Genomic DNA, 12,846 nt, shown 5'->3' on the forward strand with positions numbered 1-12,846 from the left:
TGGCTTGCCTGCGATAGCGATGGTGAACCCAACGCCGCTATCGCAGGCAAGCCAGCTCCCACACAAGCGACGGTTACGACAGATACGCCCCACCACCTCACGCCTGTACTCCAGCAGCAACCGCCCGTACAATCCCAAGTCATTTCAAGTCCAAGCAACCGACAACGGCCTACCATGCGTACCAGTCAATATTTGCTCGCCACACAGAAAGAAACGCCTTCCGACGCGGTTGTGATCAGCCATCAGCTGATGCTGCGCGCCGGCATGATCCGCAAACTGGCCTCGGGCCTGTACACCTGGTTGCCCATGGGCTTGAAGGTGATGCGCAAGGTCGAAGCCATCGTTCGCGAAGAAATGAACGCTGCCGGCTCTCTGGAAGTGTTGATGCCGAGCACCCAACCGGCTGAGTTGTGGCAGGAATCCGGGCGCTGGGAAGAGTACGGCCCTGAGTTGCTGCGCTTCAAGGACCGTCATGGCCGCGATTTCTGCGCCGGCCCGACCCATGAAGAAGTCATCACCGACCTGATGCGCAACGAGTTGAGCAGCTATAAACAGTTGCCGCTGAACCTGTATCAGATCCAGACCAAATTCCGCGATGAAATCCGCCCGCGCTTCGGCTTGATGCGTGGTCGCGAATTCATCATGAAGGACGCCTATTCGTTCCATGCCGACCAGGCTTCCCTGCAAGCGACCTACGACCGCATGCACCAGGCCTACTGCAATGTATTCACGCGCCTGGGCCTGAAGTTCCGCCCGGTTGAAGCGGACAACGGCTCCATCGGCGGTGCCGGCTCCCACGAATTCCACGTGCTGGCCGAATCCGGTGAAGACGATATCGTGTTCAGCAACGGTTCCGACTACGCGGCGAACATCGAGAAGGCCGAAGCCATACCACGTGAAACCTCGCGTCCTGCTCCCACCGAGGAGCTGCGCCTGGTCGACACGCCGGACACCAAAACCATCGTGGCCCTGGTGGAGAAATTCAATCTGCCGATTGAAAAGACCATCAAGACCCTGATCGTGCGCGCTGAAGAAGAAGGCAAGCTGATCGCCCTGGTGATCCGTGGCGACCACGAGCTCAACGAAATCAAGGCCGCCAACCAGCCTGGCGTAGCCAGCCCGCTGGTCATGGCCACCGATGCCGAACTGCGCGACGCCATTGGTGCCGGTGCCGGTTCCCTAGGCCCGCTGAACCTGCCGCTGCCGATCATCATCGACCGTTCCGTCGAGCTGATGAGCGACTTCGGTATCGGCGCGAACATCGACGACAAGCACTACTTCGGCGTGAACTGGGAGCGTGACCTGCCGGTTCCGACCGTGGCCGACCTGCGCAACGTCGTAGCCGGTGACCCAAGCCCGGATGGCAAGGGCACCCTGGAAATCAAGCGCGGCATCGAAGTCGGGCACATCTTCCAGCTGGGCAACAAGTACAGCAAGGCGATGAAGTGCGAAGTGCTGGGCGAGAACGGCAAGCCGATCACCCTGGACATGGGCTGCTACGGCATTGGTGTTTCCCGCGTGGTCGCCGCTGCCATCGAGCAGAACAACGACGAGAAAGGCATCATCTGGAGTGACGCTTTGGCGCCGTTCCAGGTGGCCCTGGTGCCGTTGCGCTATGAAACCGAGCAAGTACGCGAAGCCACCGACAAGCTGTACGCTGAACTGACCGCTGCCGGTTTTGAAGTGCTGCTCGATGACCGGGACAAGAAAACCAGCCCGGGCATCAAGTTCGCCGACATGGAACTGATTGGCATCCCGCACCGGATCGTGGTCAGTGACCGTGGCCTGGCCGATGGCAATCTGGAATACAAGAGCCGGACCGAAGCGCAAGCCCAACCGTTGCCGGTGGCTGACGTGCTGTCTTTCCTTCAGGCGCGTATTCGTCGCTGAAAACCAGATCAAGAGAAGTCATGTTCAAGCGAAACACCAAAGCCCTGGGGGGCGCCGCCTTGTGCGGCGCCCTGCTGGTCAGCGGCTGCGCCAATCAGATGTCGCAACGCAGTGAGCACGAGGAGCGGGTCGAGCGTAAATTGCTCGATCACAGCCTGCAGATCGATGTAGGCGAACCCAAAGTGCTGGAGCTGCCGCAACGCCGGGTTCGCATTCATGAGCAGAAGACCTTCGAGGTCACCGAATTCGAAGTCACCCGTCGTTACGATCGCTACACGCCCTACCAGCCCTGGCGCAAACTCTATGAGATGCCGCTGGGTGCCGTGGCGTTGGTCGCGGGCGTGGGTGCCAACGTGGCGAATATCTTCGCCCTCGGCAACCTGCCCACGAGTGTGACGCGAGACTGGCTGAGCTATGGCGTGGACGGCATCAACCCGTTCATGAACGTGCAATCCCATGGCCGTGCGCAACAGAACCTGGCAGCTATCGATGAAGTCCAGCGCGACAAGCGCCTGGAGTATTCGAGCCTGCCGTGGAGCGAGCGCCCGGTACAAGTCACTGCCGGCAAGCAGACCCATGAGCTGACCACCGACCGCAACGGCATCCTGCGCCTGAACCTGTTGGACAGCCCGTTTGCCGAGCAGGACCTGAACCGTGTCACCACCTTGAAGATCAGCGTGGCAGATGGTCAGGACGATGTGCACACAGACTCGACCCTGGCGGTCAGCAACTCCCTGCGCGGCAAATTGCTGGAAGCCCATGGCCTGATCTACGACGACCTGGAAGATGACGAAGTGAACCAGTGGGTGCACCGCGTCAAGCGCCTGTCGGAACTGGGCCTGGAAGAAGAAGCCAGCGAACTGGAACAAAGCCTGATCGAGCTGACCCGCAATGATCCGGAATTGCAGCAGGAGTTTGTGCAGGCACTGACCAAGGATGCGGGGCGGTTGGTCGCAGATCCTGGCGCACGCTGATCGCGCAATACCTGTGAAGATCAAACTGTGGGAGCTGGCTTGCCTGCGATAGCGGTGTATCAGTTAAAGCATTCTTGACTGACACTCCGCTATCGCAGGCAAGCCAGCTCCCACATTTGTTTCGGGTTTCTACCAGGAGAACTCGAGCTGTTCGTTTCCGCCGCTCAAGTCCAGCAACCGCACCCCAATCCCCAGCAATCGCACCGGTTTCCCCCCGCGATTAAACGCCTGGGTCAGCAACTGCTGATAACTCTCCAGATCCCGCCCTGCCCCCGCCTGCTCCAGCGTCGTCTGGGTAAAGTCATGAAACTTCACTTTGACGAACGGCTTGCCCGCCCGGTAGCTGCTGTCGATGCGCGCCATACGCCCCGCGAGGGTTTCCATCAATTCGGGAAGTTTAGCCAGGCAGCTTGAAAGATCCGGCAAGTCCACATCGTAGGTATTTTCCACACTGATGGACTGTCGACGACTGTCGTTTTGCACCACGCGATCATCAATCCCACGGGCCAGGCTCCAGAGTCGTTCGCCAAAACTGCCGAATTCGCGCACCAGCGCCAGTTTGTTCCACTCGCGCAGCTGCAAGCAGTCTTCGATGCCCAGGCGCGCGAGCTTATCGGCGGTGACCTTGCCAACGCCGTGCAGCTTGCTGACCCGCAGCTGCGAGACAAAGTCTTCGACCTGGTCCGGGGTAATCACGAACAGGCCGTTGGGTTTCTTCCAGTCGCTGGCGATCTTGGCCAGGAACTTGTTCGGCGCCACCCCGGCAGACACGGTGATATGCAGCTGGTTGGAGACCCGCCGACGGATGTCCTGGGCAATACGCGTGGCGCTGCCGCCAAAATGCGGGCTGTCGGAGACATCGAGGTAGGCTTCATCCAGCGACAACGGCTCGATCAAGTCGGTGTAGTCGCGAAAGATCGTCTGGATTTCCTTCGATGCTTCTTTATAGGCATCCATGCGCGGCTTGACGATGGTCAGGTCGGGGCACAGCTTCAAGGCGTGGCGCGACGACATCGCAGAACGAACTCCATACGCACGCGCTTCGTAGTTGCAGGTAGCGATAACCCCCCGCCGGTCCGCCGAGCCGCCCACAGCCAAGGGCTTTTGCGCCAGGCTCGGGTCGTCACGCATCTCGATGGCGGCGTAGAAGCAATCACAGTCGACGTGGATGATTTTGCGCTGCGTCATATAAACGGGGTGTGAACCAACGGGTGGCCAGTATCGCATTCACCCCTGTATATAGCACCAGTAGTTTGATTCTTCCTTCCAAGTGGTAGGAAGTTTCCCCGATGAATTTATTTTCTCAATCGAATTCAGCCTTCCGATAGAGCTGAAAGCCTCAGCCTGACTGGCCCGAAGCGCTTCATGACCCCGCCTTGGAGAGCTAACCGATTGAACCACAAGCGCTTTTGTTTGATTTACAGGTTGACACACTCGCGTTCCTCTGTAGAATGCCGACACACAGACGCGGGATGGAGCAGTCTGGTAGCTCGTCGGGCTCATAACCCGAAGGTCGTCGGTTCAAATCCGGCTCCCGCAACCAAACATCAAAAAAGGCTACTCGAAAGAGTGGCCTTTTTTGTGCTCGCGTGTTTTCTCCCGCTGCGCCTGAAAACACCGCCAACACTTTGATTTCAGAATAATTCGCGCTTATTTGGTCCATCGGCTCATTAACGGTTGACACCTCGCCGCTTGGCTGTAGAATGCCGCCCACAGACGCGGGATGGAGCAGTCTGGTAGCTCGTCGGGCTCATAACCCGAAGGTCGTCGGTTCAAATCCGGCTCCCGCAACCAAACATCAAAAAAGGCTACTCGAAAGAGTGGCCTTTTTTGTATCCGACGAAAAAGTTCTTCTGAAACAATGGCATGGCATCTTTCATGAAACCGTAGTCGGTTTGTAGAGTCCATCTCATTGCACGCTAGGCTCAATGCTCAAGCGCTACCCTCTACGACCAATGGCCGCAGTCGCCGACCCCGGTGATCCGCGTTAATATTTGTAATTATTTTGTCCATAGGGATTGGTAACTTGGCCGGATACCCCCATCCTGTCGCGCACAATCCACGAGGTGATTGATGCGCGCCAACTCGTCTGAACCACAAGACACCGTCACAGCAGAACAACCGATCACGCCGACCCGCTTGCGATGGCTGGATTTGTTGAGCAAGTATCGCCAGCCCATTGGCCTGGCCGTAACGCTGCTGCTGTTTGCAATCGCCCTGATCGCCTGCCGACACCTGCTGCTGGAACTGGACCTCTACGCACTCCACGATTCGATTCTGGAAGTGCCCAAGCCAGCCTTGCTCGGTGCGTTTGCAGCGGCAGTCGCAGGTTTCATTATCCTGCTTGGTTATGAATTTTCCGGCGCACGCTATGCCGGCGTGAAGTTACCCGCCAAGACCCTGGCCCTGGGCGGCTTCACCGCCTTTGCCATCGGCAACGCCATTGGCTTGTCGATGCTCTCGGGCGGTTCGGTGCGCTACCGTTTATATGCACGCCACGGCATCGGCGCATCGGAAGTGGCGCACATGACCGTGTTCGCCAGCCTGGCTCTGGGCTGTGCTCTGCCGCCACTGGCCGCATTGGCCACGCTGAGCAATTTGCCGGCGGCTTCGACTTACCTGCATTTACCGCAAAGCCTGCTCGGGGGGATTTCCGGCGCCGTGTTGGTGTTGTCGGCCATGCTGTGCATCGGCATCTATCGTCGTCGCCTGCCGGAACAGCCCTACCCCGATAACCTGCTGGTCAAGGCCGGGCGTCGCACCCTGCGCCTGCCGGGCCGCCGCCTGACCTTCCTGCAGTTGATCATCACCGCCCTCGACGTAGCCGCTGCCGCTGCCGTCCTTTATATGCTGTTGCCGGAAGCACCGCCCTTCGGCCCGTTCCTGCTGGTGTACCTGCTGGCACTGGCCGCCGGTGTGCTCAGCCATGTGCCGGGGGGCGTGGGTGTATTCGAAGCGATCCTGCTGGCGGCCTTCGCCGACAAACTCGGTGCCGCGCCCCTGGCTGCCGCCTTGCTGCTGTACCGGATGATCTACGTGGTATTGCCGCTGCTGATCGCCTGTGTGTTCCTACTGGTCAACGAGGCCCAGCGCCTGTTCCAGACCCAGCAAAGCCTGCGGGTGGCGTCGGGGCTGGCAGCGCCGGTATTGGCCGTCCTGGTTTTTTTGTCCGGCGTGGTCCTGCTGTTTTCCGGCGCCACGCCAGAGATCGACTCACGCCTGGAAAACATCGGCTTCCTGATTCCCCACCGCCTGATTGACGCCTCGCACTTTGGTGCCAGCCTGATCGGCGTGTTGTGCCTGTTGCTCGCCCAGGGCCTGCGTCGACGTTTGTCGGCGGCCTGGATGCTGACCATGGTGCTGCTGCTGGTCGGCGCCCTGCTCTCGTTGCTCAAGGGCTTCGACTGGGAAGAAGCCAGCCTGATGACCATGACCGCGGTGCTGCTGGCGATCTTTCGCCGCTCGTTCTACCGCGCCAGCCGCTTGACCGAGCTGCCGTTTTCGCCGCTTTACCTGGTGGCCAGTGTCTGTGTACTCGGCGCCTCGATCTGGCTGCTGTTGTTCGCCTATCAGGATGTGCCTTACAGCCATCAACTGTGGTGGCAGTTCACCCTCGACGCCAACGCCCCCCGCGGTTTGCGCTCGTTGCTGGGCGCTGCGGTGCTGCTGGTGATCGTATCGCTGACCTGGCTGCTGCGCACGGCGCGCCCGGTCATCCACTTGCCCACCCCGGAAGAACTGGAGCGCGCCAGCAAGATCCTGATGGCCTCGTCCCAACCCGACGGCGGCCTGGCGCTGACCGGCGACAAGGCGCTGCTGTTTCACCCCAACGATGAAGCCTTCCTGATGTACGCCCGTCGCGGGCGCAGCCTAGTGGCCTTGTACGACCCGATCGGCCCGACCCAGCCGCGCGCCGAGATGATCTGGCAGTTCCGTGACCTGTGCGATATCCACCACGCAAGACCGGTGTTCTACCAGGTACGCGCCGAGAACCTGCCGTACTACATGGACATCGGCCTCACCGCGATCAAGCTGGGCGAGGAAGCCCGCGTCGACCTGAAACGCTTTGACCTGGAAGCCAAGGGCAAAGAGATGAAGGATTTGCGCTACACCTGGAACCGTGGCACCCGGGACGGCTTGTCCCTGGAAATCTTCGAACCGGGCCAGGCGCCGATGGATGAATTAAAAGTCATCTCCGATGCCTGGCTTACAGGTAAGAATGTGCGGGAAAAAGGCTTCTCCCTGGGCCGTTTCAGCGACGACTACCTCAAGCACTTCCGTATCGCGATCATTCGCTTCGAAGGGCGCCCGGTAGCCTTCGCCAACCTGCTCGAGACCTACAATCATGACCTGGCCAGCCTTGACCTGATGCGCGCCCACCCCGACGCGCCCAAGCTCACGATGGAATTCATGATGGTGGGCCTGATTCAACATTATAAGAACCACGGCTACGCCCGCTTCAGCCTCGGTATGGTGCCGCTGTCGGGCTTGCAACCGCGCCGTGGCGCACCGCTGACCCAGCGCCTGGGCTCGATGGTGTTCCGCCGTGGCGAGCAACTGTATAACTTCCAAGGTTTGCGCCGCTTCAAAGACAAGTTCCAGCCCGACTGGGAACCCCGTTACATGGCCGTGCCCGCAGGACTTGATCCGCTGGTGGCACTGGCCGATACCGCCGCCCTGATCGCGGGCGGCTTGACTGGATTGGTGAAACGCTGATGATTCGACGCTCCTGGCGGTATGTATTGGCCTTTGTAGTGCTGCTCGCGCTGGTCGTGGCGGGTGGTTTTTGGTACTGGAATCGCCCTGCCCCGCAACCGACCCTGGAGCAATTGCCCCAGGCCGATGGCTCGGTAATGACCCGCGTCACCCCCGCCAGCGCCGCCAAAGCCCGTGTGGCTGTGGCCGTGATGGCCGATGAAGCGCTGACCGACAGCCAACTGGTTGCCCTGAGCCAGGGCGGCGCGGCGCAAATCGTTCAGGTGATCCTGCCTAAGGATGACTGCAAGCTGCAGGAACAAGCGCTGCAAGGCGCCCTGGCCCAGCTCAAAGGCCCGGCGACCCTGGTCAGCGGCATCGGCCCTGGCGCTGCGCTCGCCTGGCGCTGGCTGGCCACTCAGAATGATGACAAGGCTAACGCGATCTCCGTCGGCTTTGCCCTGAAACAGGAAGGCTGCAACGACCCGCTGCCCACGACCTCTGCCCACGGCAACTGGCTGGTGGCGTGGAACGACAATCCCGACGATGAAAGCGCCAGCTTCGTACGTGACACGCCGCGTGCCACCACCAGCATCAGCGACTACGACATTCATTACCCGCAAGTGCTGAACAACGAGCTGCGCAAGCAACTGGTCGGTTCGGACAACGGTGGCCTGGCGATTCCCGTGGTGGAAGTTCCTGCCGGGCAGGCCAAAGACACCGTGACCCTGTTCCTCTCCGGTGACGGCGGCTGGCGTGACCTGGACCGCGATGTGGCCGGCGAGATGGCGAAGATCGGCTACCCGGTGGTCGGCATCGACACACTGCGCTACTACTGGCAGCACAAGAGCCCGGAGCAAAGCGCCAAGGACCTCACCGAGTTGATGCAACACTATCGGCAGAAGTGGGGCACCAAGCGCTTCGTGCTGACCGGTTATTCGTTCGGCGCCGATGTACTGCCGGCCATTTACAACCGTATGCCGGAAAACGAACAGCAGCGCGTCGATGCGATCATCCTGTTGGCATTTGCGCGCACTGGCAGCTTTGAAATCGAAGTGGAAGGTTGGCTGGGCAACGCCGGCAAAGAAGCCGCCACCGGCCCGGAAATGGCCAAGCTGCCACCTGAGAAGGTCGTGTGCATCTATGGTGCAGAGGAAGTCGACGAGAGTGGCTGCACCGACAAGACCGCAGTGGGCGAAGCCATGAAGCTGCCGGGCGGGCATCACTTCGATGAGAACTACCCGGCGCTGGCCAAGCGCTTGGTGGATATTATCGTCAAGCACCAGGCCAAAGCCGAGTAGCTCCAGGCTGCACACAGGACCCAATGTGGGAGGGGGCTTGCTCCCGATAGCTGAATGTCAGTCAATGATTTAGTGACTGATGCACCGCTATCGGGAGCAAGCCCCCTCCCACATTTGTCTTGCATTGTCAGGAATATCTAACGTGGTTCGATGTGGGCAATCATCAGCTGCACAGTCTCATTGCCACGAAACTCATTCACATCCAGCTTGTAAGCCAACTCCACCCAACGCACCGTCGGGTTCGGCCACACCTCGCGGTCCACGCCGAAGGCGATGCCATCAAGCTTCACTGACCCGCATTCGCTCTTGAGCACCACCTTCAGGTGCCGCTCCCCCACTACCCGCTGCTCCACCAACTGGAACACACCGTGAAACAACGGCTCCGGAAAGTGTTGCCCCCAAGGGCCGGCGTGACGCAGGGCGCGGGCCAGCTCCAGGTGGAACTCTTCCACGGCCAAGGTGCCGTCGGAGAGCAGGCGGCCGGTGAGGTCCTCTTCACGCAGCTGCCGACGCACTTCGGCATCGAAGGCTTGCGCAAACAGCGGGAAGTTCGCCTCGGGCAGGGTCAGCCCGGCGGCCATGGCGTGACCGCCGTACTTGCTGATCAGGTTGGGATGCTGGCTTGCAACAACCGCCAGCGCATCGCGGATATGAAAGCCTTGCACCGAACGCCCAGAACCCTTGAGCAGGCCGTCGCCCGCGTCAGCAAAGGCAATGGTCGGGCGGAAGTAACGTTCTTTCATGCGCGACGCGAGGATGCCGATCACCCCCTGGTGCCACTCCGGGTCGAACAGGCACAAACCGTACGGCCTCGACTCCACCGGCAAGTCCTTGAGCTGGGCCAGGGCCTCGCGCTGCATGCCTTGTTCAATGGATTTACGGTCCTGGTTCATGCCGTCCAGTTGCGCGGCCATTTCCCGTGCGGCGCCAGCGTCGGTGGTGAGCAGGCATTCGATGCCCAGGCTCATATCATCCAGGCGCCCGGCCGCGTTCAGCCGCGGGCCGAGGATAAACCCCAGGTCGGTGGAGGTGATGCGAGCGTGGTCGCGCTTGGCCACTTCCAGGATCGCCTTGATGCCAGGCCGCGCCCGACCGGCACGAATGCGCTCCAGGCCTTGATGAACAAGGATGCGATTGTTGGCGTCAAGCGGCACCACGTCGGCGACGCTGCCCAACGCCACCAGATCAAGCAGTTCACCGATGTTCGGCTGGGGTTTGTTGTCATACCAACCCAGGCTGCGTAACCGCGCGCGCAGGGCCATCAACACGTAGAAGATCACGCCGACACCGGCCAGGGCCTTGCTGGGAAACGTGCAGCCCGGCTGGTTCGGATTGACGATGGCGTCGGCGGCCGGCAGTTCATCGCCGGGCAAGTGGTGGTCGGTGACCAGCACCTTCAGCCCCGCCGCTTTCGCCGCCGCCACGCCTTCGACGCTGGAGATGCCGTTGTCCACGGTAATCAGCAACTGGGGCTCGCGCTGCAACGCCACCGCGACGATTTCCGGCGTCAGGCCGTAGCCGTACTCGAAACGGTTGGGCACCAGGTAATCGACATGGGCCGCCCCAAGCAAGCGCAGGCCCAGGGTACCTACGGTGCTCGCCGTGGCGCCATCGGCGTCGAAGTCACCAACGATCAGGATGCGTTGGCGCTGCTCCAGGGCGGTCACCAGCAAGTCCACCGCCGCGTCGATCCCTTTGAGCTGCTGGTAGGGAATCAACCGCGCCAGGCTCTTGTCCAGCTCAGCTTCCGATTGCACCCCGCGCGCGGCATAGAGACGGGTCAACAGCGGCGGCAATTCACCGAGAAAAGGCAGGACGGCGGGCAATGGGCGGGGATCGATACGCATGGGGTGACGGGCGCTTCTCTTCTAATACATCGGTTAAACACAGATATTGAACGCAACAAAGATCAAGTGTGGGAGCTGGCTTGCCTGCGATGGCATCCACTCGGTGTGTCTGATGTACCGAGTGGTATGCATCGCAGGCAAGCCAGCTCCCAACTTTTCAACCGCGCTCGCCAACCAGCCATTGCAGTTGCACTTCATGCTGGCCACGGTCGTCGGTCACGAAGATCGTACCTTCGCTGATCATCACATCCCACTTGATCACCCGCGGCATGTCCTTGGCCAGGGTCTCCAACACTTCCTGAGGCACGGCAGCGATGTGCACGTTCTTCAGGTTATTGGCCACCGGCACTACCTTGCCTTCCCACACACGCAGGCTGCCATAGGCCAGCAGGCTGGTGCGCTCGGTGCGGCGCGAGCACCAGGTCAGGCGATCGGCATCCGGCTGGCCGACTTCGATCCAGTGCAGGACCCGATCATCCAGGCTTTTTTCCCACAGGGCTGGTTCGTCTACATCCGACAGGCCACGCCCGAACGCCAGTTGCTCGTTGTACCAGAGGGCGTAGGCCAGCAGGCGCACGGTCATGCGCTCTTCGGTTTCCGAAGGGTGGCGGGCAATGGTCTGTTTGACACTCTCGTACACCGAACGGTCGAGGTCGGTGAGGTTGAGTTCGAACTTGTAGGTCGTGGACGGCTGGGCCATGAACGGGCTTCTAAAGACAAGGAAAGGCGGCCAGTCTAACCGATGGCGAGGTCATTCAACGAATACTGCGCTGCATCCGGGCGGCTCGCCTATGTTAAAAAGCAGGACACCATCGTCCCGCGCTTGTAAGGATCCCCATGTCGCTCAACGCCAAACCACTTGCCGGCCTGAAAGTCATCGAACTGGGCACCCTGATCGCCGGCCCGTTTGCCTCACGCATTTGCGCTGAATTCGGTGCCGAGGTGATCAAGGTCGAATCCCCGGACGGCGGCGACCCGCTGCGCAAATGGCGCAAGCTGTATGAAGGCACCTCGCTGTGGTGGTTCGTACAGGCCCGTAACAAGCAGTCGCTGACCCTCAACCTCAAGCACCCCGACGGCCTGGCAATCCTCAAAAAACTATTGGCCGACGCCGACATCCTGATCGAGAACTTCCGCCCCGGCGTGCTGGAAAAACTCGGCCTGAGCTGGGAAACCCTGCACGCTCTGAACCCCAAGCTGGTGATGGTGCGCCTCTCGGGCTTCGGCCAGACCGGGCCGATGAAGGATCAGCCAGGGTTTGGTGCCGTGGGTGAATCCATGGGCGGCTTGCGCTATATCACCGGCTTCGAAGACCGCCCGCCGGTGCGCACCGGGATCTCCATCGGCGACTCGATTGCCGCGCTGTGGGCGGTGATCGGCGCGCTGATGGCGCTGCGTCATCGCGAGGTCAACGGCGGCTTGGGCCAAGTGGTGGATGTGGCGCTGTACGAAGCCATCTTCGCCATGATGGAAAGCATGATTCCCGAGTTCGATGTGTTCGGATTTATTCGCGAGCGTACCGGTAACATCATGCCCGGCATTACACCGTCTTCGATCCACACCAGCGCCGACGGCAAGCATGTGCAGATCGGCGCCAATGGCGATGCAATCTTCAAGCGCTTTATGGCGGCCATCGGCCGTGACGACTTGGCGAACGACCCACAATTGGCCAGCAACGATGGGCGCGACAGCCGCCGCGACGAGCTGTATGGCGTGATCGACCGCTGGGTCAACTCGCTGCCGCTGGAGCAGGTGATTGAGCAACTGAACAAGGCTGAAGTACCCGCCAGCCGTATCTACAGCGCCGAAGACATGCTGGGCGACCCGCAATTTCTGGCCCGAGAGATGTTCCTCAAGGCTCAGCTCCCGGACGGCAAGCACTTCAAGATGCCAGGCATCGTGCCCAAGCTTTCGGATACACCGGGCAGTTGTGAATGGGTGGGCCCGCAACTGGGTGAACACAACAATGTGCTGCTCAATGCCCTGGGCTACGACGCGGCGGCTATTGCGCGTCTGCGTGAGAATGGCGCGATCTGAGAATCGCGGGCAAAAAGAAACCCCGAGCAGTGGGGAGACAACTCGGGGTTAAACGTGGCCTTAAAAAGGCACGCACAGCAAGCGACAAACACCGGAGCACAA

At 60.7% G+C, this 12,846-nt stretch carries 8 protein-coding genes and 2 tRNA genes; 7 read left to right on the forward strand and 3 right to left on the reverse strand.

The features are described from left to right. Nucleotides 1-174 precede the first annotated feature (174 nt). Together LJX92_RS21365 and LJX92_RS21370 are read left to right on the forward strand one after the other, a co-directional pair. Nucleotides 175-1,890, forward strand: a complete 1,716-nt coding sequence (locus LJX92_RS21365; RefSeq protein WP_148852651.1) for a proline--tRNA ligase — start codon at nucleotides 175-177, stop codon at nucleotides 1,888-1,890. Nucleotides 1,891-1,910: 20 nt separating this feature from the next. After that, nucleotides 1,911-2,864 (forward strand): hypothetical protein, encoded by a 954-nt coding sequence (locus LJX92_RS21370; RefSeq protein ID WP_005791056.1) that lies wholly within the window; start codon nucleotides 1,911-1,913, stop codon nucleotides 2,862-2,864. 129 nt (nucleotides 2,865-2,993) lie between these two features. On the opposite strand, the gene dinB is transcribed toward LJX92_RS21370, so the two are convergent. Next, nucleotides 2,994-4,052, reverse strand: a complete 1,059-nt coding sequence (dinB, locus tag LJX92_RS21375; RefSeq protein ID WP_005791058.1) for a DNA polymerase IV — start codon at nucleotides 4,050-4,052, stop codon at nucleotides 2,994-2,996. A gap of 278 nt (nucleotides 4,053-4,330) precedes the next feature. Here dinB and LJX92_RS21380 point away from each other — a divergent pair. From LJX92_RS21380 to LJX92_RS21395, 4 genes are all read left to right on the forward strand, one after another. Next, a tRNA-Met gene (locus LJX92_RS21380) sits at nucleotides 4,331-4,407 on the forward strand. Nucleotides 4,408-4,581: 174 nt separating this feature from the next. Then, a tRNA-Met gene (locus tag LJX92_RS21385) sits at nucleotides 4,582-4,658 on the forward strand. A 279-nt stretch (nucleotides 4,659-4,937) separates the two neighbouring features. Further along, nucleotides 4,938-7,580, forward strand: coding sequence for a bifunctional lysylphosphatidylglycerol flippase/synthetase MprF (gene mprF, locus LJX92_RS21390; RefSeq protein WP_005791060.1), 2,643 nt, complete (start codon nucleotides 4,938-4,940; stop codon nucleotides 7,578-7,580). Then, the gene (locus tag LJX92_RS21395; RefSeq protein ID WP_103734883.1) at nucleotides 7,580-8,860 is read left to right on the forward strand and encodes a virulence factor family protein; all 1,281 of its coding nucleotides are present in this window, start codon (nucleotides 7,580-7,582) and stop codon (nucleotides 8,858-8,860) included. The genes mprF and LJX92_RS21395 overlap by 1 nt, the downstream gene beginning before the upstream one ends. A 137-nt stretch (nucleotides 8,861-8,997) precedes the next feature. Here the strand turns inward: LJX92_RS21395 and recJ are convergent, their stop codons facing one another. After that, a complete protein-coding gene (recJ, locus tag LJX92_RS21400; RefSeq protein ID WP_228308922.1) occupies nucleotides 8,998-10,707 on the reverse strand; it encodes a single-stranded-DNA-specific exonuclease RecJ in 1,710 nt (569 codons plus the stop codon). 157 nt (nucleotides 10,708-10,864) lie between these two features. After that, the gene (locus tag LJX92_RS21405) at nucleotides 10,865-11,407 is read right to left on the reverse strand and encodes a YaeQ family protein (protein ID WP_003193952.1); all 543 of its coding nucleotides are present in this window, start codon (nucleotides 11,405-11,407) and stop codon (nucleotides 10,865-10,867) included. Between the two features lie 137 nt (nucleotides 11,408-11,544). On the opposite strand from LJX92_RS21405, the gene LJX92_RS21410 reads away from it, so the two are divergent. After that, nucleotides 11,545-12,744, forward strand: coding sequence for a CaiB/BaiF CoA transferase family protein (locus tag LJX92_RS21410; protein WP_228308923.1), 1,200 nt, complete (start codon nucleotides 11,545-11,547; stop codon nucleotides 12,742-12,744). Nucleotides 12,745-12,846: the final 102 nt, after the last annotated feature.

Source organism: Pseudomonas sp. HN8-3 (genome assembly GCF_020790195.1).
Taxonomy (GTDB): domain Bacteria; phylum Pseudomonadota; class Gammaproteobacteria; order Pseudomonadales; family Pseudomonadaceae; genus Aquipseudomonas; species Aquipseudomonas synxantha_A.

Coding starts and splice junctions, on each gene's coding strand:
- LJX92_RS21405 (WP_003193952.1), bottom strand. CDS start 11,407: ATGGCCCAGCCGTCCACGACCTACAAGTTCGAACTCAACCTCACCGAC.
- LJX92_RS21410 (WP_228308923.1), top strand. CDS start 11,545: ATGTCGCTCAACGCCAAACCACTTGCCGGCCTGAAAGTCATCGAACTG.
- mprF (WP_005791060.1), top strand. CDS start 4,938: ATGCGCGCCAACTCGTCTGAACCACAAGACACCGTCACAGCAGAACAA.
- dinB (WP_005791058.1), bottom strand. CDS start 4,052: ATGACGCAGCGCAAAATCATCCACGTCGACTGTGATTGCTTCTACGCC.
- LJX92_RS21395 (WP_103734883.1), top strand. CDS start 7,580: ATGATTCGACGCTCCTGGCGGTATGTATTGGCCTTTGTAGTGCTGCTC.
- LJX92_RS21365 (WP_148852651.1), top strand. CDS start 175: ATGCGTACCAGTCAATATTTGCTCGCCACACAGAAAGAAACGCCTTCC.
- recJ (WP_228308922.1), bottom strand. CDS start 10,707: ATGCGTATCGATCCCCGCCCATTGCCCGCCGTCCTGCCTTTTCTCGGT.
- LJX92_RS21370 (WP_005791056.1), top strand. CDS start 1,911: ATGTTCAAGCGAAACACCAAAGCCCTGGGGGGCGCCGCCTTGTGCGGC.